Origin of the sequence: Cutibacterium granulosum (assembly GCF_900186975.1) — a bacterium.
GTDB classification, from domain to species: domain Bacteria; phylum Actinomycetota; class Actinomycetes; order Propionibacteriales; family Propionibacteriaceae; genus Cutibacterium; species Cutibacterium granulosum.
Genome location: NZ_LT906441.1, coordinates 1,475,610 through 1,497,032 on the forward strand (window position 1 = coordinate 1,475,610; position 21,423 = coordinate 1,497,032).

Here is a 21,423-nt window from a genome sequence, read left to right on the forward strand (position 1 = left end):
CCCATTGGGCTCATGGGAGCGATGGAGTCGGAGGTCGAACTCATTCAGTCCTGTCTCGTCGATGCCCACCCCATCGAGGGGCCCTGTCCACTGGTGGGTGGCCGGCTGGATGGCACCGACGTCCTACTGGCACAGTGCGGTGTCGGCAAGGTCAATGCTGCCCTGGCAGCCAGTGCCTTGGCCCAGAATGGTGCTTCCTGCATCATCTTCACGGGCGTCGCGGGTGCGGCTGGCCCCGATCTGGACATTGGTGACGTCGTCGTGGGCAACAGATTCGTCCAGCATGACGCCGATGGCACGGCATTCGACGACCCCATCGGTGTGGTACCGGGGGAACCCCGCAGCTGGCAGCCCGACGAACGGCTGCACTCCGTCCTCATGGGGTGTGCGGCACGGGTCTTCGACGCTCGTCGGCGGGTGGTTTCCGGGACGATTGCCAGTGGGGATCAATTCATCGGTGATCCGGCCAAGGTGCGTTGGATCCACGACACCTTCGATGCGCTTGCCGTGGAGATGGAGGGGGCGGCACTGGCACAGGCTGCCAGCCATCTTCGCATGCCCTTTGCCGTGGTACGGGTGCTCTCGGATCGGGCCGATGGTACGGCCGTCACCGATTTCCCGGCATTCCTGGCCCAAGCTGCTCGCCATGATCGGGACCTTGCCCGAGCCGTCGTTGCCGAACTGTCCGGTGGCGTGCCCGCCGCATGAGGGCACCATTGCCCGGGGAACACCCATCCGCCACGCGTGAATTCGCCACATGTGAGGGTGCACGCTTGCCAGGAGGCGGTGACTCCCGGTCGCGGTGAGATCACACGGCTGCTCTCACCTGGAGCGCCATGGGCTGTACTCGCACCGACATGCGGCGTACCTTGCCGTAGGTGTCGCCATCCACCTCGGCCAGTACCGGGGAGGAGGCGCGCACCTCGGCTGTGCGGCAGGGGTGGTGGCGCACCAAGCGGCCCCCGAGACGACTGCGCGTGATGACCTTTGCCGCAACTGCCAGCCAACCAACCACTCCGTGTGGTGCCAGGGCCAGGGAGTCCAGGCGCGCGTCGTCGATGCGGGCGCTGGGAACCAGACGGATCCCGGCGGGCAACAGCCCACAGTTGCACAGCAGGATGCTGCGAGCGCGCTGCGCCTCACACACCTCACCGTCAATGGTGACGGTTGCTCGAAAACCGGGCTGCACCAGGTAGCGCAGGGCAGCAACGATGTAGGCGATCCATCCGTACTCGGCCTTTCCGGCCTCCGATGTGTTCGCCATGGTGTCGGCATCGAATCCCATGCCGATGATGGCCGTGAAGCATTGCTCGGTGGCACCATCGAAGCTCACCCATCCCAGGTCGATGGTGCGTCTGCGACCGCGTAGCGCCGTGCGCAGCCCCTTGTCGAAATCGTTGATGGGAAGATCGAGGTTGCGCGCCAGGATGTTTCCAGTGCCCATGCCGATGATCCCCATCGGCGTTCTGGTCCCGGCCAGGACGGTGGCGACCTGCCGAACCGTTCCGTCGCCACCGGCAGCGCAGACGAGATCCACATCCTGCCGTACGGCTTCTCGAGTCATGCCTTGCCCCGGATCGTCCCGGGTCGTTGCCAGCAGAAGGGGATCGGCCCACCCCTCCTGCTGACAGATCTGGTGGGCAGACTTTTTCCACTGCGTGCTGTCGTTGAACTTGGTGGGATTGTAGACAATCGCCACCACGGGAGCGCGCTCGTTCATGCAACCCACGATACGGCACGGACGTTGGCGCACCCCAGTACGTCGCGATACGGAACTGGCCAGTGGTGATCCACACGTGGCGAGGTCACGATCATGCCCCGCCTGGTGCAGCGTCACGTGGTGTCGCCCTCGGTGTTCAGGACAGGTGGTCCCAGAAGGTGGTACTCAGAACTGATGGTCGTGCCACTGTGACCCGGCAGGTTCACACCTCACCTGTTGGGAGAGGATTCCGCTCATTTCCTGTTCACAGGCCGTTCGGCTGTCGGGTGTTGCCGCCACGGCAACCGTGAGGAGCGCCGCATCAGCCTGGTACGTGACGTCGACGACACTCACACCTGCGTTGCGCAGGGCCGCCTCCTGCCAGCCGACCGAGGCGAGATCGATGCTCAGCTCGTACAGATCAGCCTGACGACGCCGCAGCAGCTGGGCCTGGCCAAGAGCGCGGGAAATCGCATCGGAATAGGCGCGTACCAGCCCGCCCGCCCCCAATTTGACGCCGCCGAACCAGCGAGTGGTGACCGCGACGACGTCGGACAGATCAGCTGGGCCATCACTTCCGAGCTGTGGGGCGACGAATTTCGTGAGGGCCTCCAGGGTGGGCACACCTGCGGTTCCGGCGGGTTCGCCGTCGTCGCTGGAACGTTGGGTGGTGCGCAGCGGGTCCAGGACGAACGCGCTGACATGGTGCCTGGCAGTGCGATTGGTGCGGCGCCGTTGTTCGATGAATTCCCGTGCCTGTTCCTCGGTCTCCACCCGGGTCACGGTGGTGAGGAACACCGATTTCTTGATCTCCAGGGTCGACTCGACGACGTGATCGGGGGACAGAACGGTGTAACTCACTCTCCCCACTGTGCGATATGGTGGCCCGTCGCGCAACTGTGTAAGGGCATCAATGAACGGGGAAGAGGGCCAGCCGACTGCCGTGTCGATTCCCTGACGGATCGTGGGGAAACGATCACGAATCATGCCTGCCATGATGAAAAAGCTCCGGCAAGTAGGAAAATACGCTATGAATTGGTCATGTCAACAATGATGATGGCAGATTCGGTAAATCTTCGACTCGCCCTGATCGGCCTGCCCCTGCCGATGAACACCTCATCGGAGGAGATCAAGGTGGTCGCCCCGGTTCTGGCCCGACAACGTGAACTGCGGCGGGAGCTCTCCGAGCAGCGGTGCCCAGCAGATCGACGCGTTCAGGCCTTCCTCGACCGATATCTCAGGGACTGTTCCGAACACCCGAGCCTCCCAGACACCACCCTCGTTCTCGATGAGTCCGGCCTGGCACGTACCCTGAGCCTGCCCGTTGATGGCGACGAGTTCCACTCCGAGCTGGTGGAAAGTTTCCGAGTCGCTAACGGTGTGCTGCACAATCCTCGCAATGATCGACGTACCACTGCTGGTGTCTTCCACATCGCCGAGGGAGGCCTGCCCATCCCGGATGACAAGAAGGCCGTTCCAGCTGACGTCTTCGCCGCGCTGCTCGGCAAGGCATTCCAGGCTCCCGAGGAGGACACTCTGCTGCCCTACTCGGCCGATCAAGACCCCGAGCACCAGGCACATGCCTACGCCTCGCTGTACCTGCGTCCACTCGTCGTCCCCGAGGTGCCCGGCATGGTCACCGAACGGCGCATGGAGATCCGATTCTTCGTCCCCGGTGGCCTGGTCTCGAACCTCGACTTCGTCGAGACGGTCTTCGGCAACGCCGGAGACCCACTGCTGCCCGTCAACGACCCGGCCCTGCACCCCTCCTCGTGGACCGGACACACCGGTTGCGTCGTCCTCGCACCCCATCTGAATCGTGTGACGATGAAGGAACTCGGCCTGCCCCACGTGTCCGAGGCCACCGACCGGCAGCGTCGTGACGGAATGTGCTGGCACGATCCCGATCAGCTGTACAACGACGGCAAACCGTTCAAGCTGTGCGCCCGCGACGAGTCCGGTGTCATCGTCACGATCATCGCCGACAACTACTTCGGCTACTGCAAGAAGGAGGTCAAGACCCAGATCTCCTACTCGGCCAATCTTTTCGGGGCCGGGGAGGAGGAACACTCCGGAGGCGCTCGTGCCTACGTCTCCTACGACGAGGGTCAGGAATTCGTCGCCCCCGGTGGCGATTCCGAGGTGTCGGTGAGCGATGTCATCGCCAGCAACCCGGGTGTCTTCGAGCCCCAGGAGGGCGGATGGGCCAGGTGCACGACGATTGACGACGTCATCCTGGTCCCGGCTGGGGCTCGGTTCAGCCTCGCCACGGGCAACGTCAGCTGGCACCATGATGCTGCTGATGGCGAGCCGGCGCAGGAACACTCCATCGCCCTTCGGGCCGGCACCGATTACATCGATCCAGCCGGTTTTCGCACCCGCATGAGGTTCGACCGAACCGAGCGACTGTGGACGCTCGTCGCCACCGAGGGGAGATCGACGAGTCTGCACAAGCCGTGCACGGTTTCCGGTGGCGGAAAATCCGAGATCTCCAAGGAGATTCGTGACGCATTCCTTGCCGGCAATGCGTACTGTCCCGATTTCGATGCCGACATGGATGCCGTTGACGAGATCCTGCATCGCGACTTCTCCATGAGGTTCAAGGATCCCCAGCTCAGTGGCACGGATCATCGCCCCATCCTCTCACCGGAGCGATCGGTGGGTTCGGTCATCAAGCTGCTCACGGCATCATCGGACTTCACCGATGAGTACAATTCGTGGATCGAATCCATTCCGCCGTTCCGCAAGGAACTCGTCTTCACCGTGAAACGCTATTACCGCCCCGAATGGGGATCGGACTGGCGATCACACTTCTCGGTGGCGCCTACCAATGGCCGACACGGGAACATGGTGCGGTTGGATGGCCAGAAGATTCACGTCAACATGTTGCGCGTCGGGTTCGACGCCGACGGTGCATGGCGGCTGTTCTCGTTGCGTCACGACTATGCACCAGCTGTCAAGGTGCAGACCGAGGATGACATGACTGCCTCCGTGGTCACCCCACCCGGACTCACCACGGGTCCGACAGGATTGTCACGCAAACTCGTCAGGAATTGTGAGCTGCTGCTGTTCCAGCGTCCCGATGACGCCATCGTTCGTGGCTATGACTCCCAGACCGAGATGGACATGTCTGGTGATGACCTCTTCATCTCCAACTATCAACCTCTCACTCGTGACGAGGTTCGGCAGATGTGCGACGACGTCGTCCATTTCTCCGAGTTCACCGATCCCATGGCGACATTCCTGTCGGACTTCGCGCACGCCGAGCCCGGATCGACTCCGGCATTTGCCGTGTCGAGTGCCAATCCGCGCCTCATCGACGGGGTGCCGTCGCGCAATCCACGTTATCTGCAGAAACGGCCCGACATTGCCAAACCGCGTCAGACGCAGCTGGCGGACCTGGCGAGCCACCTGCACCACCGGGTGCCCACGCATGAGGATCTGCCCCTGCCGGTCGATGTCGTTGCAGCCGGGCGTCGCAACAATCCCCCGGAGGGGCGCATCCCGGCCCTGTGTGCCTACAATCCACTGCACTACATGGAACTTCCCGAGCTCTTCATGGAGTTCATCTCGTCGATGACCGGCAAGAGCCCCTCGACCACTGGAGCCGGTTCGGAGGGAGCGCTCACCAAGGCGCCCTTCAATGCGATGCCCGCGGTCTACGACCTCAATGCGTCGTTCCTCTCCTTCGTGCTGGGAGGACATGACGGGTGGCTGTCGTCGGCCGGTTTCATCGGGCCGAACGTTCGGGTGGCCCATGACATCTCACTGCTCGTGCCAGAGGTCTTTGCCCGCATGACACCTGCAGAACGCGATGCCGGTACGCTCATCGCTGGTGGGTATCTGGAGAAGCTCGAGGACTATGAGCTCGACGGTGACCTCATCCCTGCCTCGCGACTGGGCTATCGGATGACCGATCACTTCATGAAGCGCTACTTCGGGCGCATCTTCATGCATCCCGACACGATCTTCACCGACGAGATGCTGCGTCCCGAGCTGCAGGACGAGAAGATCTTCGCCGATTCGGTGCGTACCATCGCCACGACGCATGCCAGGGTTGCCCAGGCCTACTTCGACGACGACACGGCACGTCTGGCGGTCCCGCCGCTTAAGGCGCTGCTGGAGATCATGGCCCACGGTGAGAGCGCCGAGGGGCTCACCCTCGATGACCCACGACTGCGGGAGAGGTTCACCCGTGAATCGGTCGTCTCCTCCGAGTGGTATGCAGCACGTCTGGATGCCAAGCAGGCGGAGGACATTCGTCGCTCACGGCAGGGGATCGAGGTGTTGTCGGAGTTCATGGCCGATACCCGCAATGCCGCGGCATGCAAGGAGATCGATGCGCAAGGCCGGATGGAGCAGATCCGAGCCATCAATGCCCGGGCAAGACGAGTGGAGTACCGCCAGATGCTGGAGGGCACCCTTGGCCGTCAGGCCATTCTGAGGTGACCAGTTGTCGGGGCCGAAGACGATCGGGTCCGGCCCTCAGCACGTCCTCATCGGCGGCAGCTGGTGGTGGATCTCCTCGACCATGGACTTCACCCTTGCCGGGTCGACTCGTTGGTCGTTCACCGGCGGCAGACTGGCCAGCAGCAGAGTGATCTCGGAACTGATCCGCCGTGCCCATCGGACCGGGCGATCGCCGAGATGCCAGCAGTGTGCCAACACGTCGTAGCCGAACTCGGTGACGGCCCGGTCGACCATGGACCAGTTCTTGAGGATCTCGGGGGAGTCGGGGCGGGTGGCCGAGAGCACGGCGGATGCCTGGATGAGCTCATGGACCATCTCGTTGCGGTGCTCCATGCCGGTGACCGTCGTCGACGTACCGGATTCGAGGTCGCGCAGTACTGGCATGAGGGAACGCAAGGTGCGTCGATACTGACTTCGCACCAGCAGCACCGGGGCTCGTTTGCCCACGACGTGGATGACGCCTATGGCAGTCACCAGACCCACGATGGTCTCCTCGATACGCGCCACGGCCACCGTCAGTGCCTGCTGCTCGCCGGATATCGGCAACATCATGAGGGCGAAGATCGTGATGAATATCGATGCAATGCCGTACTGGCGCGGGATGAGGGCGTTCATGGTCCACAGGGCGACGGCGACGATGCCGATGCGCATCCATGGCGTGGGCTGGACCAGCATGATGGCGAGGTATCCCAGCAGGCCGATCGACGTGCCGATGACGCGCAGCACGGCGCGCACCGTCATGTCGGCCCGGGTGAAGTCCATCTGGACGATGATGAGCACGCTCAGGACTGCCCAGTAGGGACGGCCGAACGGCACGATCTCCATGGCCATCGCTGCGACGAGGACGCCGGTGGCCGCGCGCAGGGCCACCATGAGTGGACGTGACCCGCGTTCCAGGGAGGTGCGCAACAGATACCGCCACGGCGGACGACCCATCGGGGTGTATCGCACATTGGCACGCATGTCACTGGCCTCGGCGCTGGGGAACGACTGGGCATGCAGGGTCGTCGTCAAAGTGATGTGTGCGCTGAGCAGGTCCGCACGCAGTCCTTCCCATGCCATGCTCATTCGCTTCCACAGTCGGTACATCCAGGGCCTGCCAAGTGCCCTGGGATCCTGTGGCCACACGCCGTCGTTGAGGATCCACCATGCTGCGTGAACCGAGTTGTGCGCCTCGGATCGTAGCCGTGCCAGATCGGCGGGAGTGGCGTCCTGTTCCGGGTTGGCATAGAGATCAACGGCCTCCATAGCCTTGCTGACGGCGCGTCGGGCCGGCCGAACCGGGTTGACGAGAATGACGATCATCGAGGTTGCCGCAGCGAGGAGGAAACTTGCTGCAGTGGCAGGCATGATGTCGGCGTATGTCATTCCCTCGGCGGCATAGTACGAGGCCAGAGCAGCTGCGAACAGCACGTTGAGCGGGCCGGGCGGCCCCAGGTGCAGGGCATTCCACACGAAGATCATGACGAAGGACCAGATTCCCAGGGCTGCTGGCAACAGGACGGGAAAGCTGCTCAGACTGATGCCGATCGTCTGGGAGATCATGAGGGCGACACCGACACCCAGGAGGATCCTCAGCCGAGTACGTGGTGGAGACTGTTTTCCCGACAGCCCACCCATGGCCCCCAGCATTCCGATGAGGCCGTGGCGAGGGCCGTGGATGGCGGACACCGACACCAGCGCTGCGATGACCGGGATGACGTCGATGAGGGCATTGACGTTGGCACCCGGAGCGGGGTGGAAGGTGATGAGTTTTGATCCGAATCTGCTCAGGCGAGTTCGGGCATCGGTCACAGACTACTCACATTCGGGCGGTCGGCGCCCATGAAGGTTGTGACGGACCACCGGGTATCCAGGTCGGTAATTGTCACCTGAACGATACCAGTGGGTGCAACGGTGTACTCCTCCTCGACCCAGTGGCCGTCACCGACGATGTGCACGTCGGTGGGGTCCAGGGGACGTTCCCCGGACTGCATCTGCGCGTCCAGGGGAACGATGATGGTGGCGAACGGTGTCATGTCACCCACCGGTGCGCCGCCATGGGTCTGCTGGCACTCCACGAAACGATAGACCCCCAGATTGTGGCGAGCCTGATAGTGCCTGCGGATGACGACGGGGTGATGGATCGGGGTGGACTGGTCGAGCAGGACGTCGAAACTCACCTTGGCGCCGTCCTGACTCTCCCGAAACACCCCGAATCCGCGGGAGAGCCGATCCCGGATGCTGTAGGGCGAGCTCGGGTCGGCTGCCATCGCCAGACCGACGGCGGTGGCCGCGGTGGGTTGGGCCGACCGGTGCACCCGTCGGCCGAAGTCCTCTCGGACCCGTCTGGCGACGAACGGCAGGCAGGATCCGCCGCCGACCAGATGTATTCCAGCGAGTTCGCTGTGGGACTGGTCCTCGGTGAGTTCGTGGGTCAGTGGTTCCATGACGTCCAGGGCCTTGTCGATGAGGCCACGGCATGACGACTCGAAATCGCGCACGGGGATGCGCACCGCCTCGTCCGGCAGATCGACCATGACGTTGCGGGACTGCGGTCGAATCGCCTCCTTGGCCAGACGGCATGCCTCCACCAGAACCGGTTCGGGCGGAGCGGGATGGTGCAGCATCGGACGTACCAGATCGACGAGGACGTGGTCGAAGTCGTCACCACCGAGATCGTTGCTGCCCACCGAATCGATGACCCTGCCGTGGGTCCCCGCCATGTCCACCAGCGAGGCGTCGAAGGTGCCGCCGCCCAGGTCGAAGATGAGTACCTGGGTACGCCGGGAGTTTGAGGGTACGGGCCTGGCGCAGGGCGTACTCCAAGCCGGCTGCCGATGGCTCGTTGACGATGCCCATGACCTCCACGCCCGCCTCGCGGAATGCCTCGAGGGTCATGAATCGTTGCCCGGTGTGGGCATGGGCCGGTACACCGATGACAGCACGCAGGTGGTGCACGCCCGTCGTCTGGCGTACCTCGTCGACCACGAACGACAGGTAGTCGGTGAGTACCTGCATGATGGGGAACAGCCGTGAGCCCATCCGTACCGTGGACGACACGGTGGTCGTCGGAGAACTGAGCAGTCGCTTGAGCGACCGGATGCCGGGAGCCCCGGCAGCCATGGCCTCTCGTGCCTGGTAGCCGTGCACCAGTCGTCCTCCGGCCCAGGCGGTCAGGCTGGGCAAGTGCACGTGGAGATCCCCGTCGGAGTCACTGAAGGACAGGACGGGGTAGTTTCCGTGTTCCACGGCAGCAACGACGGTGTTCGTCGTTCCGAAATCGATCCCCAGATCGATGACTGCGTCCATGTCGTTGACGATAGCTCCTTGGCAGGGTCGGCAACCGGTCCTCTCCAAGGATGAGAAGGAAGGCGGTTGGCTCGGACATCCGATGCAGGAGCCATTGGTCCTCTGTTGTGGCTGGGCAGTGGACCCGATGTCATCGATTCAGCGGAACCTTCTCATTCCGTGGTACCTCGACGTGGGTGGTACGTGCTGTCGTCGCTGTCCGAGTCCGACGTCATTCGGCCTCGACGTGCCTGCGCGTCCACGTCCCTGTCGATCTGTGAACCGTCGTCTGACTCACTGCGACGATCCGGGACCTGCGATGGAGCAGGTCCCTGGGTGGGGTGGGCATGGGAGTCCTCGGCCGAGTTGTCGTCACCATCGGAGTCCGCATCGTCGGTGGCCGCAGTGGTGGCGGTCTCGTCAGACTCGTCGGAGGGATCGTCGATGGAGCGCAGGAAGTCCTCCACCTCGGCTCCGATGGCATCGGCGCTGGGGACGTCGACATGACGGGACTCGAGTGCTGGTTGTTCCGCGGTGGCTGAGTCGTACTGCTGCTCCAGGGCGGAGAGCATCTGGCCGAGTTCCTCGGACTGGGCAACCTGGTTGGCAAGCTCGGCACGAATCGCCCCGGCAGCCACCGCCAGGCCGTGGGTCGGCAGGCACAGACCCGTCACCTGGTGAATGGCCCCGATGAGGGTGCGAGTGGCATCTGGATAGTCCATCTCACTGAGGTAGTGGGGCACACTGGCGGCCAGACCCACGTAGTCGTGACCGGTCTCGGCCAGCCGCTGTGACAGCACGGCCGGGAATGAGGCAGGCATCTGGTACTTGCCGAAATTGGGGACATTGCCGACCAACATCTCAGGTCGTGAGGCCCACCGGGTGATCTGTACCGGGCGCGTGTGAGGGGTGGCCATGGGGATGGAATCGGTGATGATCGTCTGGCGAATGCCCAGTTCCTCGATGAGATCGATGATGCGACGAGTGAGGCCCTCCCAGCGCAGTGCCGGCTCCGGTCCAGTGAGGAGCAGGAAACGTTCCCCGTTCTCGTCGGTGAACTCACTGAGAGTCAGACCAGGACGTTGATATCCCTCGAAATGATCGGTGTCGAAGATGATCGGAGCACGTGAGTCGCGGTGGTCGAGCAGATCGTCCAGGTCGAACTCGCCGAGAACCTGATGAGGCAGCTCCGCCTCCAGATTCGTCGTCAGGACGTGCTGCACGTGACCGACGTCGCTGAAGCCGGTGACGGCGACGACGAGGGTGGCAGCAGGCTCGACGGAATCGGGCATGCCAGGGTTCCACGTGAACAGATCATCACTGAGATTCATACGCAGCCTCCCGAACAGTCATGGCGCATGATGACCCAACGTACCTGTCGGTGGAGACATTCCCCACCGGTGGGACAGCCTCCTGTCCGCGGGCCATGGTGGTACGGCGCAGATGCCTCGCCAGCTGACCCCAGTGCCGTTGTACGCCAGGTGCCGTCATACGACTGTGTCCAGCCTGCCACATCGCTCAACGAGGCCCGGTGGCGGCATTGGCACGGGCCCGCTGGGACACGCCGCGACGGGCACGACGTGGAATGCCTCACAGCTGTTCACCAGTACTTGTCATGAGGGAGGTGAACCACTGCTCAACGTTCTGGGCTGCCATCTCGTCATCGCAGTACACGACGACGGTGTCGTTTCCTGACACGCACCCCACCACGCCGGGGATGTCCGTGCTGTCAAGTGCTGAACCGACCAGATTGCCTGCTCCAGCGGTGCATTTGAGCAGTACCTGCCAGGAGGGGCGGGTCACCTGCAGCAGGAAACTGCGACACACCCGATCCAAGGTTCCGGGGGCACCGTTGAACGGGTCGTGGGGACCGGGACGGGAGCCGGTCTGCTCGGGGACCCGGTAGGTGAGTGCCCCATCGGCGTCCACCGTGCGCATCACCTGCAGTTGGAACAGATCGCGGGACAGAGTCGCCTGACTCACGTCGATCCCCTGCTTGGCAAGCATGTCACGTAGGACGGTCTGGGAGTGGACATCCTGGTGCCTCAGTATGTTGACGATCTGGTAGTGACGCTGCCTGCGTGACGTCTGCGCCATGACACCTCCATACCCCTCAATGCAGTCATGGTACCTGCCGGCTCAGCTGGTCGAAGTTTTGTGAGGCTTGCCGCATCGTCGTGACCGACGACCCCTGCGAACCACGCGTCAGACCATGAGCGACTGGGCAACCAACAACCCACCGCCCCACACCAGGACAAAGACGACCATGGGCCACACGAATCGCAGCCAGTGCGAGTACTTGATGTCGAGCATCTGCAGGGTTGCCATGACCAGGCCGGTCGGTGCCAGGAACAGCATGGCGTACTGGCCCCACTGGTAGGCACACACGACGATGGAGCGAGGCAGATTCACGGTGTCGGCCAGAGGAGCCATGATCGGCATGGCAAGTACTGCCAGGCCCGAGGAGGACGGCACGACGAATCCCAGCACGAAGAACACCACGAGCAGGGTCAGGACGAAGGCCGGGCCGGGCATGCCGGTGACCAAGGACGTCGAGGCTTGCAGCATGGTGTCAGAGATGAATCCCTGCTCCAGGATGAGGTTGATGCCCCGAGCCAGTCCGATGATGAGGGAGACGGCGACCAGGCTCGACGAACCGTCGGAGAATGCGTCGACCAACTGTTTCTCACTGAGTTTCTCACTGCCGGTGCGGCTGAGCAGCATGATGATGATCGTGAGTGCCAGGAAGGACGCTGCCATCTGGGGGAACCACCAGCCCCAGTTGATGACTCCGACCACCATGAGGGGGAAGGCGGCGATGAAGAGGATGAGGCTCACCTTGCGTCGCCAGGTGAACCTGCCAACCGTCTCGTCGGTGACGTCCATGCCCCACTGCTTGTCAAAGCTCTCCCGGTCCTCCAAGGTGTAGGAGAAGGTGGGATCCTCCTGCACCCTGCGGCAGTACCAGCGCAGGTAGCACACGACGGCGACGGCTCCTCCGGCCAAGCCGATGAGACGCCAGTTCATGCCGTCGGTGAGCGGGATGCCTGCGGAGTTGGTCGCGATGGCCGAGGAGAACGGGTTGATCGTGGAGAAACATGTCCCCACCGACCCGGCGAGGAAGATGGCGCCGACCACGACGATGGAGTCATAACCCATGAGGATGAATATCGGCGCGATGATGGGGTAGAAGGCCACCGCCTCCTCCTCCAGGCCGCAGGTGGACCCGCCGAGAATCATGAGCAGGCTCACGGCCAGTACGAGGATGAACTCGTGCCCCTTGGTCACCTTCGTCAGCCGCAGCAGACCGGTCTCGAAGGCCCCCGTGGCGCGCACGACGCCAATCATGCCACCGAGCACGAGGATGAAGACGATGATGTCCACGGCGTCGATCGTGCCGTTGACCATGCCCGTGACGATGTCGGAGACTCCAGCGGGGTGTTGCTCCAGACGCTGGTAGGTGCCGGGGATGGACACCGGCTTGGTGATGGCTCCGCTGGTGAAGGACTCGATGGGGATCCTCACGTGCAATCTGTCCAAGGACCCCTGGGTTGCGGGCACCGAACTCGTCCTGCCGTGTGGATCGGTGATCTGCAGCTGGGAGGCACCGGTTTCATAGGCCAGTTTGGAGTAGCTGCCTGCTGGGACCAGCCAGGTGGCGATGACGGCGAGGATCGTCAGGACGAAGAGGATGGTGAATGCCGAGGGGACGCGCAGACCACGTCTGTGATGAGTGACCTCCGGATGGTCTGCGGGGGCGGGCACCTCGGTGTCGGGTGACTGTCCCCCGGATCCTTTCGGCAGGCTGGCAGTGTCTTGCTGTTGCAGGTGGCTGCTCAGGAGTGTCGTCTTGCTGCTGGTCATCGTGTCTGCAGAGGCATCCTGATCGTCATGAGGAGCTGTCGTGCTCGACTCCATCGTCGGTTCCTTCGGTCTGGCTGGTGACGCATGCCACCGGTGGTCTCCGCCGTGGTGAGGGCGGAGATATACAAATACTGAGTAATTATAAGGTGGTGGATTCGGTAGTGTTCGGGTCCGTTTCGGGCTGTTGCCTGGGGATGACGATCCCAGGTCGAGGTGGCCTGGGAGGCTGGTGGCCCTAGGACGGCATCCAGCTGGCTGCACGTCCCTGGACCACCGGGCTCAACCACCAGGGCTCACTCATGTGGAGAATCAGGGCTCGATGAGCGTGCCGGCCCGTCCAGCGACGATGTCGCCGATGTCCTCCAGGGAGCCGATGACGGCACGCTGCCCGGTCCTGCGGACGAACCGGCAGGCGGCGCGCACCTTTGGCCCCATGGAGCCATCGGCAAACCGTGACCTCTCGAGGTCGGACGGCTTCGCATGGTCGATACGTCGTTGCCGGGGCGTTCCCCAGTCGGTGTAGACGCCGTCCACGTCGGTGGCGATGACCAACAGCTCGGCGCCGGTTTCCCGGGCGAGGATCGCCGCACACAGATCCTTGTCGATGACGGCCTGCGCTCCGGTGTACAGACCGGTCGAGGAATCCCGGATCACCGGAACGCCACCGCCTCCGCAGCAGACCGGGATGATCCCGGCGTCGACGACTGCCCGGATCGACTCCGCCTCGACGATCTTGAGCGGATCGGGGCTGGCCACGACCCGACGCCAGTACTCGCCGTCCGGCTTGACCGTCCACCCGAACTCCTCGGCCTTGGCGCTGGCCTCCTGCTCGGTGTACACAGGGCCGATGAACTTCGTGGGATTGGCGAAGGCCGGGTCGTCCTCGTTGACGAGCGAGGTCGTCACCAAGGAGACGAAGTCGCGGTCGGGAAGCTTGTTGCGCAGCTCCTGCACGACCATGTAGCCGACCATGGCCTGACTTTCGGCGCCCAGCACGTCCATGGGATACATGGGCACGTCGGTGTAGGCGTTGTTCTGCAGGGCGAGCAGACCCACCTGTGGACCGTTTCCGTGCGTGATGACGAGGTCATTGGCGGCGGCGATCCGGGCAATACGTTCAGCAGCGACGATGACGTTGCTGCGCTGATTGTCTGCACTGAGGGTCTGGCCGCGACGCAGCAGGGCGTTGCCGCCCAGCGCAAGGGTGATTCTCATCTTCGCATCTCCACGTCAGGACAAGGAGGAGACGAGGACTGCCTTGATGCTGTGCATGCGGTTCTCGGCCTCCTCGAAGGCGATGTTGGCAGACGACTCGAAGACGTCCTCGGTGACCTCGATGCCGTTGGCCAGCTGCGGGTACCGCTCCGCGACCTCGCGGCCGACCTCGGTCTCGCAGTTGTGGAAGGCCGGCAGGCAGTGCATGAACAGGACGTCTGGATTGCCGGTGCGCTCCAGCAACTTCGAGTTGATCTGGTAGGGCAGTAGGATGTCGATCCGCTCGGCCCAGGACTCGACGGGCTCACCCATCGACACCCACACGTCGGTGCACACGAAGTCGACGTCCTTGACGCCTTCGTCGACATCGGCGGTGACACTCACCCGGGCACCGGAGACCTTGGCATTGTCAGCGGCCATGGCGAGGATCTCATCGGTGGGACGCAGGGAGTCGGGGGTGACGATGCGCACGTCCATACCGAGTTTGCTGCAGATGAGCAGCAGGGAGTTGGCCATGTTGTTGCGGCCGTCACCGAGGTAGGCGAACTTCACCTCGGGCAGGGGCTTGGAGGTGTGTTCCTGGATGGTGAGGATGTCGGCGAGCATCTGGGTGGGGTGGTACTCGTCGGTGAGGCCGTTGAAGACCGGTACGCCGGAGTGGTCGGCGAGGGTCTGCACGTCCTTCTGGGAGAAGCCACGGTACTCGATGGCGTCGTACATGCGTCCGAGCACACGGGCGGTGTCCTTCATGGACTCCTTGTGGCCGATGTGTGATCCGCTGGGGCCCAGGTAGGTGACGTGGGCGCCCTGGTCGTGGGCGGCGACCTCGAAGGCGCAACGAGTGCGGGTGGAGGCCTTCTCGAAGATGAGGGCGATGTTCTTGCCGGTGAGCTGCGGTTGCTCGATGCCGGCGTACTTGGCCCGTTTGAGGTCTCGAGCCAGGTCGAGCAGGTAGTGCACCTCGCGTGCCGAGTGGTTGTTGAGTGACAGCAGGTCCCTGTCCCTGAGGTTGAACGCCATCGTTCTCTCCTTGTCTTCCTCATGTCGCTCGCGCCAGTGCCGGTGAACGACTTCGTGTGTGATGACGTCGCCATATTAATGGCAGGGGAGTGGTTCCTATGGCGAAACACCTAGCCAGAAAGAGGTGATGAGAATATTTTTCGATCCCGGTGGATACATTTCATACCAGAGGGTGAATATTCGTTCGTCTCGTGACAGGCGTACATAGATCATCCGTGCACGATGATGCGTCACGGTGAATGCTGTTTCCGAAGTGGGGGAGGAAGCGGAGGATCAGTTTTCATCGGTACGTCTCAAGTCATGTGCCACCTGATGAAAAGGAGGCTTGGCAGATGGGCGCGTCGGCGATCCGACGATGCGGACGTGGTGGGATGCAGCTCTGGTCGCGATCTTGTGTGGTGGGCTGTGACATCTGTGCCAAGATGACGCCATGATGCAGTTGCGGGTGGTCACCACCGAGGAAGACACCGATGATGTACTGCGCCTCCTGTCGCAGGCCGAGGGGGTCACCTTTCCGCAGGTCTACCGTGGTGTCGTCGTCGAGCCACCTGGCAACGTCATCGTGGCTGGGGTCACTCGAGAATCGGCTGATCCCGTTATTGACGCCATTCGCAACCTTGGCGTGGGGGAGACCGGGCTCATTGCACTCAATGAGTCCGAGACGTGGATCTCAGAGCCAGGTCTGGTGGCTGAACTCACCACACCGGGCTCGGAGGCCGACGCCATGGTCTGGCCGACGATCATCAAACGTGCCTACGACGAGTCCGAACTCAACTGGACGTTCATCAGTACATTCATCCTGTCGACGTTGCTTGCCGGTATCGCGATCATCACCGACTCCCAGATTCTCACCGTGGGGGCCATGGTGCTCGGCCCGGAGTTCGGGGCCGTGGTGGCTCTCGCCCTGGCGCTGGTGAGACGCCGCCCACACCTGTTTGCCCTGGCCGCACGAGCTCTGGCGATGGGTTTCGTGGTGAGCACCCTCGTGACGGCTTTGGTGACCAAACTCGGATCCGTCATGGGGTGGCTCTCGGCAAGCTCCATCCGTGCGAACCGGCAGGCCACGTCATTCATCTACCACCCGGATCGATGGTCACTGGCCGTGGCTCTCATCGCGGGAATCGTCGGTGTCCTGGCGTTGACGTCGTCACGTACCGGTGGGTTGAGTGGTGTGTTCATCTCGGTGACGACGATCCCGGCGGCAGCCAACATCGGCGTCGCGCTGGCACTGGGGGAATGGGACGAGATACGCGGCTCACTGGTACAGCTGGCCGTCAGCCTGGTGGGAATGACCCTTGCCGGGTACCTCACCCTGCAGTTTCAGCAACAGGTGTGGTCACGCCTGGCTCGACACCGGCTCAAGAGGTATGGCCGATCGACACGGTGGAGCGTCGATCGGTACCGGCCATGAGTCAGTGCTGGTGCAGCTGTTGGCGAGGCTCCTGGTCTTGAGCCCTCGGCCTTTTCGGGGCCACGCCGTGGTTGCTGGCCTCACGGTACGCGCACGACGCCGATGAGTCTGTGAGGAGATTGTGGCTGATGGGAGATTTCGTGCCGCGACTCCAAGGAAGGGCGTTCGGGGAAGCAATGGTCAGCGGACACGCAGTTCGTAGGCGTAAAATGTCATAATGTATCTTATCGGACAACCAAGGCGAGTAGCAGACTGCACGCGGTGAAGACCAAGGCCGATTCGTGCCCTGGTGGCGTTCAGTGGCGCGGTGAGCGATCCCGACGTGCCAGAGAAGCAGTGGACCGAGGCCGAGATCAACGGGTTCTCCGCGTCAGAACTTCCCGAGAAGTTCCACGGTGATGACTACCAGGTGCTCGTGGTGGCCGAGAAGTACCAGACCGGATTCGACGAACCGCTGCTGCACACCATGTACGTCGACAAGAAGCTTGCCGGGGTCAAGTCTGTCCAGACCTTGTCGCGTCTCAACCGTACCGCGTCGGGCAAGGAAGACACCTTCGTCCTCGACTTCGCCAACACCGCCGAGGAGATTCAAAAGGCATTCCAGCCCTTCTACGAGGAAACCGTGGCGGAGAAGACCGACCCAAACGCTCTGTACAACCTGAGTGGCGATCTGTGGGCCGCGCAGGTGCTCTCCGAATCGGAGATGGACGCTGCGGTCACCGCCCTACTCAGTGACGATCCGGCACGCCAGGGCGAGGTGTACCGCAATCTCGAGTTCGCCCAAGGCCGCTGGATGAAGCTCGATAATGAAGAAGCCGAGGAGTTTCGAGCAAAACTCAACCACTTCTGCCGCGCCTACAGCTTCCTATCCCAGGTGATGCCGTTCATCGACCCATCGCTGGAAAGGCTCTACCTCTACGGCAAGCTCCTGCTCACCCAACTTCCCACTGGCGAGCACGATCCGATGCCGCAGCTCAGCAAGGAGGTGCTACTCACACACCTGCGCATGAGCGTCACTGGGGAAACCGACATCCAGCTCGAGGCTGGCGACCAGACACCGGGCACCGCCCTGCCGGGTGAGGGGCTGGGCAGCAAGACCGAACCGGTCACCGACAAGCTCTCGGCACTCATCGAGGTGATGAACGAGAAATTTGGTGCCGATCTCGACGAGTCCGACAAACTCGTCTTCGAGCAGACCCGCATGGATATCATGCGTCGAGAGGACCTGCGCATCATTGCCGAGGGCAACGACCGGGAACACTACCGGCTTGCCCTGGCCGACGAGGTGGACGACCTCATTGCCAGCCGTGGCAATCGCAATGCACAACTCTTCGACGCCTACTATGCACGCCCCGAGATTCGCGACGCGTTCATCGACTTCGTCAGTACCACCTGGGAAGATTTCCGGGCTGCGGCCAAGTGACTCGACGTTCCCGGAGAAGATCCGTTGTCCTTGCTGGTCGGCGGGTACTAACGTGACCCGTCATGAGCAGTGACGAACGGTTCCAGCCAGGTACTCGTGGATACAGACGTGTGACGTGGGCCCTGTTCGCTGCCGGTCTGGCGACGTTCGCCGAGCTCTACACGACTCAACCACTGCTCCCCCTGCTCAGTACGCATTTCGGTGTCACTGCCGGGTCAGCTGCGCTGTCGGTGAGCGTGACGACCCTCACCCTGGGAATCGCGCTGCTCTTCGTCGGCCCGATGAGTGAGGTCATCGGGCGCACCAAGGTCATGATGATCTCGTTGTTCGGGGCCTCGGTGATGGTCGTCGCGTGCGCCGCAGCACCGACATGGGGTTCGCTGTTGGCTTTGCGTGGTCTGTTGGGGTTCGCCGTGGCCGGGCTCCCGGCGGTGGCCGTCGCGTATCTGCGTGAGGAAGTCGCTCCCAGCGCCATGGCACGAGCCACCGGACAGTACATCGGTGGCACCGCCCTGGGCGGGATGAGTGGACGTCTGGTGGCCGGAGCGCTGGCCGACGTCGGCGGATGGCGTCTGGCCGTTGCCGGCATCGGCGTGCTCGGGTTGGTGTGTGCGATCTTCGTGCGTGCCACCCTGCCGCCCTCGCGGCATTTCGTCGCCGTCCCGTTGGATCACCGAGTGCTGTGGACCATGACCCGGCGGGTGCTCTCGGATCGGGTGCTCCTGGCGCTCTACGTGCTTCCGTTCCTGTCGATGGGTGCCTTCGTCGCGGTCTACAACGCCATGGGCTTCCGACTCGCGGCCGCACCGTACCAACTGTCGGCCGGGGCGGCCGGGCTGGTCTTCCTCATCTATCTGCTGGGCTCGGTGTCCTCGTCTCGAGCCGGTCGATTCGCTGACCGGTACGGTCACCGTGCCGTGGTTCCGTTGACGCTCGTCCTCATGCTCGCCGGGCTGTTGATCAGCCTTGCCCGACCCTTGGCCCTCGTCATCGTGGGACTGGCCCTGTTCACGATGGGATTCTTCGGGTGCCACGGTGTCGCGACCGGGTGGGTGGTGACGCGCGCAGCTGCAAGCGGTCCGGGGGCCGGTCAGGCATCGGCCCTCTACACCTTCATGTACTACCTGGGCTCGTCGGTTGCCGGATTCATCGCCGGGATCGCATGGTCGGCCGGAGGGTGGTCACGGGTCGTCGAGTTCACCGGGGCGTTGGTCGCCGTCGGATTCGTGATCTCCATGTGGCTGCGGAGAACATCTCCATTGCCGGAGCATCGTCAACCATGACTCCAGATCACCGGGGCATGCGTCCCACCGGCGATTGCGGATGAGTCCTGGAGCGCTTACCTGGTATGAGCGATGCAAGGCGGTGTCGTGCTGCAGCACGACACCGCCTTGCGGGTTCCACACCTGTTGTCCGCTACCTTCCGGGACACAGGGGTGGCTCCAGATGACTCACTTGGGCTGGATGGTCCACTCCGGCGGGGTGTCCTTGCCGGACTTCTCGTCCGCCTCGGCGTCGGCAGCGGTCTCGTGGACGATGCCCTTGGCGTGGTGGCTCGGCGCGTACACCGCATAGACCTGCATCGGCTCGTCGCCGGTGTTGACGATGTCGTGCCACGTACCGGCCGGCACCTGCACGGCCCAGCCGTCGCTGACGTCCTGCACGACGGTGGCCTCATCCTGGTTCTCGTTGGGGCCCAGAATGCACTTGCCCGTGCCGCCGTCCAGACGCAGGAACTGATCGGTCTCGGGGTGCACCTCCCAACCGATGGACTCCCCCACCGGGATCGACATGAGCGTCACCTGCAGGTACTTGCCGGTCCACGCCGTCGTGCGGTAATTGGTGTTCTCCTCGGTGGCAGTCTCCAGATCGAAGACGTTGGGCTCGGGTCCGTTGTCCACAATCTCCATGATGTGCTCCTCCCCTGTGTTGGTGGTCTGTGTGGTCTCGCTGGCGGCCTCTGGTCAAACCAACCGATGACCGTCGGTCGTGGTCGTCATGACGTGGTGACGATGACGACCACGGCTTGTCCCATTCTATGAGCGACTGGGTATTTCGGGTCAGGACAGGGCATTTCTGGCCAGGACAGGGCGTTTCGGGGCAGAACCTGCGCCAACGTGGGTTTGACGTGTGACTCCTATCGCCCCGGCACCGACGCACGCAGATGTGGATCGAGCGCGTCGAAGCGTGCGACCGGACGCATCCCGGCCATGCCGCAGTACCGGTTTCGATGACGATCGGGATACATTGTTGGGGTGCATTTTGACTTTCAAGGGCCTGTGGTCACGTGGTGAGTGACTATCTGGTCGCGCGATCCTTCAACGTTCTCTACATCTGGATCGACGTCATACTGTTGCTGGCCTTCCTCTGCATACTGGCGCGGACACGCCGACGTGCGGCTCTCGTCGTTGGGCTGCTCGGTGGCCTGCTCTACTTCATCGTCGACTACGGGTTTTTCTACCGGATGCTTGGAACCCGCAGCGTGGTCGGAATGGGGGTCCTGCCGCTGGAGTTCTGGTTGTCGTTCAGCTACGGCATCACGAACATGGCGTGGATGTGGCTCTGGTTCGACGAGCCGGAGAACCGTTGGGAGTGGTCGATCCTCTTCCCCACCGGCTGGCTCACCAGCGCTCTGGTCAGCCAAGGACTTGGTGATTCCTCCCACAGCGTGCAGATTGCACGTCATGTCAGCGGTTATCACGGTGCCATGGTCGTTCTCGTGCTCGTGGGATACGGATGGCTCGCGTTGCACAACCTGCGCCACCCGGACGAGCGTCATTCGATTCGCTCGGCACTGGCCATCGGCGTCGGCATCCAACTCACCTGGGAGGCCGTGCTGATGATGTCGGGCATCCGGCCGTTGTCCTGGCGTCCACTCGTCATCGACTCCCTCATCGAGACCAACCTCGGTGCCCCCTTCATGCTGCTCATCGTGCAGGCATGGCGAGTACGTCACCCGAAGGAGTTCCTGGTTCCCCTACCTGCCGACACCGCACGATCTGCGGTGCAACGCGAATCCGTCTGAGCTGGTGCCGAGCCGGATGAGGCCCT

The 21,423-nt window shown here is 63.1% G+C and carries 17 protein-coding genes; 6 read left to right on the top strand and 11 right to left on the bottom strand.

Annotation, left to right across the window (positions count from 1 at the left end):
• The first annotated feature begins 12 nt into the window (after window positions 1-12).
• A complete protein-coding gene (locus CKV91_RS06330) occupies window positions 13-708 on the top strand; it encodes a 5'-methylthioadenosine/adenosylhomocysteine nucleosidase (protein WP_036957358.1) in 696 nt (231 codons plus the stop codon).
• Between the two features lie 100 nt (window positions 709-808).
• Here CKV91_RS06330 and CKV91_RS06335 read toward each other — a convergent pair whose 3' ends face one another.
• Window positions 809-1,720 (bottom strand): diacylglycerol/lipid kinase family protein, encoded by a 912-nt coding sequence (locus CKV91_RS06335; protein WP_036957359.1) that lies wholly within the window; start codon window positions 1,718-1,720, stop codon window positions 809-811.
• Window positions 1,721-1,885: 165 nt separating this feature from the next.
• Complete coding sequence (locus CKV91_RS06340) at window positions 1,886-2,560, bottom strand: IMPACT family protein (protein ID WP_021103284.1); 675 nt, start codon at window positions 2,558-2,560, stop codon at window positions 1,886-1,888.
• Between the two features lie 180 nt (window positions 2,561-2,740).
• On the opposite strand from CKV91_RS06340, the gene CKV91_RS06345 reads away from it, so the two are divergent.
• On the top strand, window positions 2,741-6,148 hold the full coding sequence (locus CKV91_RS06345) for a hypothetical protein (protein ID WP_065860694.1): 3,408 nt from the start codon (window positions 2,741-2,743) through the stop codon (window positions 6,146-6,148).
• A 36-nt stretch (window positions 6,149-6,184) separates the two neighbouring features.
• Here CKV91_RS06345 and CKV91_RS06350 read toward each other — a convergent pair whose 3' ends face one another.
• The 8 genes from CKV91_RS06350 to CKV91_RS06380 form a co-directional block, all read right to left on the bottom strand.
• Window positions 6,185-7,963, bottom strand: a complete 1,779-nt coding sequence (locus CKV91_RS06350) for an FUSC family protein (RefSeq protein ID WP_021105545.1) — start codon at window positions 7,961-7,963, stop codon at window positions 6,185-6,187.
• Entirely contained in the window at window positions 7,960-8,874 is a 915-nt protein-coding gene (locus CKV91_RS09930; RefSeq protein WP_267911573.1) for an Hsp70 family protein, read from the bottom strand. Before CKV91_RS09930 ends, CKV91_RS06350 begins: the two co-directional genes overlap by 4 nt.
• Complete coding sequence (locus CKV91_RS09935; RefSeq protein WP_065860673.1) at window positions 8,816-9,460, bottom strand: Hsp70 family protein; 645 nt, start codon at window positions 9,458-9,460, stop codon at window positions 8,816-8,818. The genes CKV91_RS09930 and CKV91_RS09935 overlap by 59 nt, the downstream gene beginning before the upstream one ends.
• 152 nt (window positions 9,461-9,612) lie before the next feature.
• On the bottom strand, window positions 9,613-10,770 hold the full coding sequence (locus CKV91_RS06360; RefSeq protein ID WP_021105547.1) for a PAC2 family protein: 1,158 nt from the start codon (window positions 10,768-10,770) through the stop codon (window positions 9,613-9,615).
• Between the two features lie 259 nt (window positions 10,771-11,029).
• Complete coding sequence (locus tag CKV91_RS06365) at window positions 11,030-11,536, bottom strand: arginine repressor (protein ID WP_021105548.1); 507 nt, start codon at window positions 11,534-11,536, stop codon at window positions 11,030-11,032.
• 108 nt (window positions 11,537-11,644) lie between these two features.
• On the bottom strand, window positions 11,645-13,357 hold the full coding sequence (locus CKV91_RS06370) for a YfcC family protein (protein WP_021105549.1): 1,713 nt from the start codon (window positions 13,355-13,357) through the stop codon (window positions 11,645-11,647).
• Window positions 13,358-13,612: 255 nt separating this feature from the next.
• Window positions 13,613-14,518, bottom strand: a complete 906-nt coding sequence (arcC, locus tag CKV91_RS06375; protein ID WP_021105550.1) for a carbamate kinase — start codon at window positions 14,516-14,518, stop codon at window positions 13,613-13,615.
• Between the two features lie 15 nt (window positions 14,519-14,533).
• Window positions 14,534-15,538, bottom strand: coding sequence for an ornithine carbamoyltransferase (locus tag CKV91_RS06380; RefSeq protein WP_021105551.1), 1,005 nt, complete (start codon window positions 15,536-15,538; stop codon window positions 14,534-14,536).
• 430 nt (window positions 15,539-15,968) lie between these two features.
• Between CKV91_RS06380 and CKV91_RS06385 the strand changes: the two genes are divergently transcribed.
• The 3 genes from CKV91_RS06385 to CKV91_RS06395 all read left to right on the top strand — a co-directional run bounded on the left by CKV91_RS06385 (window position 15,969) and on the right by CKV91_RS06395 (window position 19,655).
• Window positions 15,969-16,949: a DUF389 domain-containing protein gene (locus CKV91_RS06385; protein ID WP_021103294.1), complete on the top strand. Its 981-nt coding sequence runs from the start codon at window positions 15,969-15,971 to the stop codon at window positions 16,947-16,949.
• 307 nt (window positions 16,950-17,256) lie between these two features.
• Window positions 17,257-18,372 (top strand): type I restriction enzyme subunit R domain-containing protein, encoded by a 1,116-nt coding sequence (locus CKV91_RS09815; protein ID WP_051254855.1) that lies wholly within the window; start codon window positions 17,257-17,259, stop codon window positions 18,370-18,372.
• 62 nt (window positions 18,373-18,434) lie between these two features.
• Entirely contained in the window at window positions 18,435-19,655 is a 1,221-nt protein-coding gene (locus CKV91_RS06395; protein ID WP_036957360.1) for an MFS transporter, read from the top strand.
• Between the two features lie 168 nt (window positions 19,656-19,823).
• Here the strand turns inward: CKV91_RS06395 and CKV91_RS06400 are convergent, their stop codons facing one another.
• Window positions 19,824-20,282 carry a cupin domain-containing protein gene (locus tag CKV91_RS06400; protein WP_021103296.1) on the bottom strand — a complete coding sequence of 153 codons (459 nt, stop codon included), beginning with the start codon at window positions 20,280-20,282 and terminating at the stop codon, window positions 19,824-19,826.
• Between the two features lie 377 nt (window positions 20,283-20,659).
• On the opposite strand from CKV91_RS06400, the gene CKV91_RS06405 reads away from it, so the two are divergent.
• Entirely contained in the window at window positions 20,660-21,397 is a 738-nt protein-coding gene (locus CKV91_RS06405; RefSeq protein WP_021105554.1) for a hypothetical protein, read from the top strand.
• The last annotated feature ends 26 nt before the right edge of the window (window positions 21,398-21,423 follow it).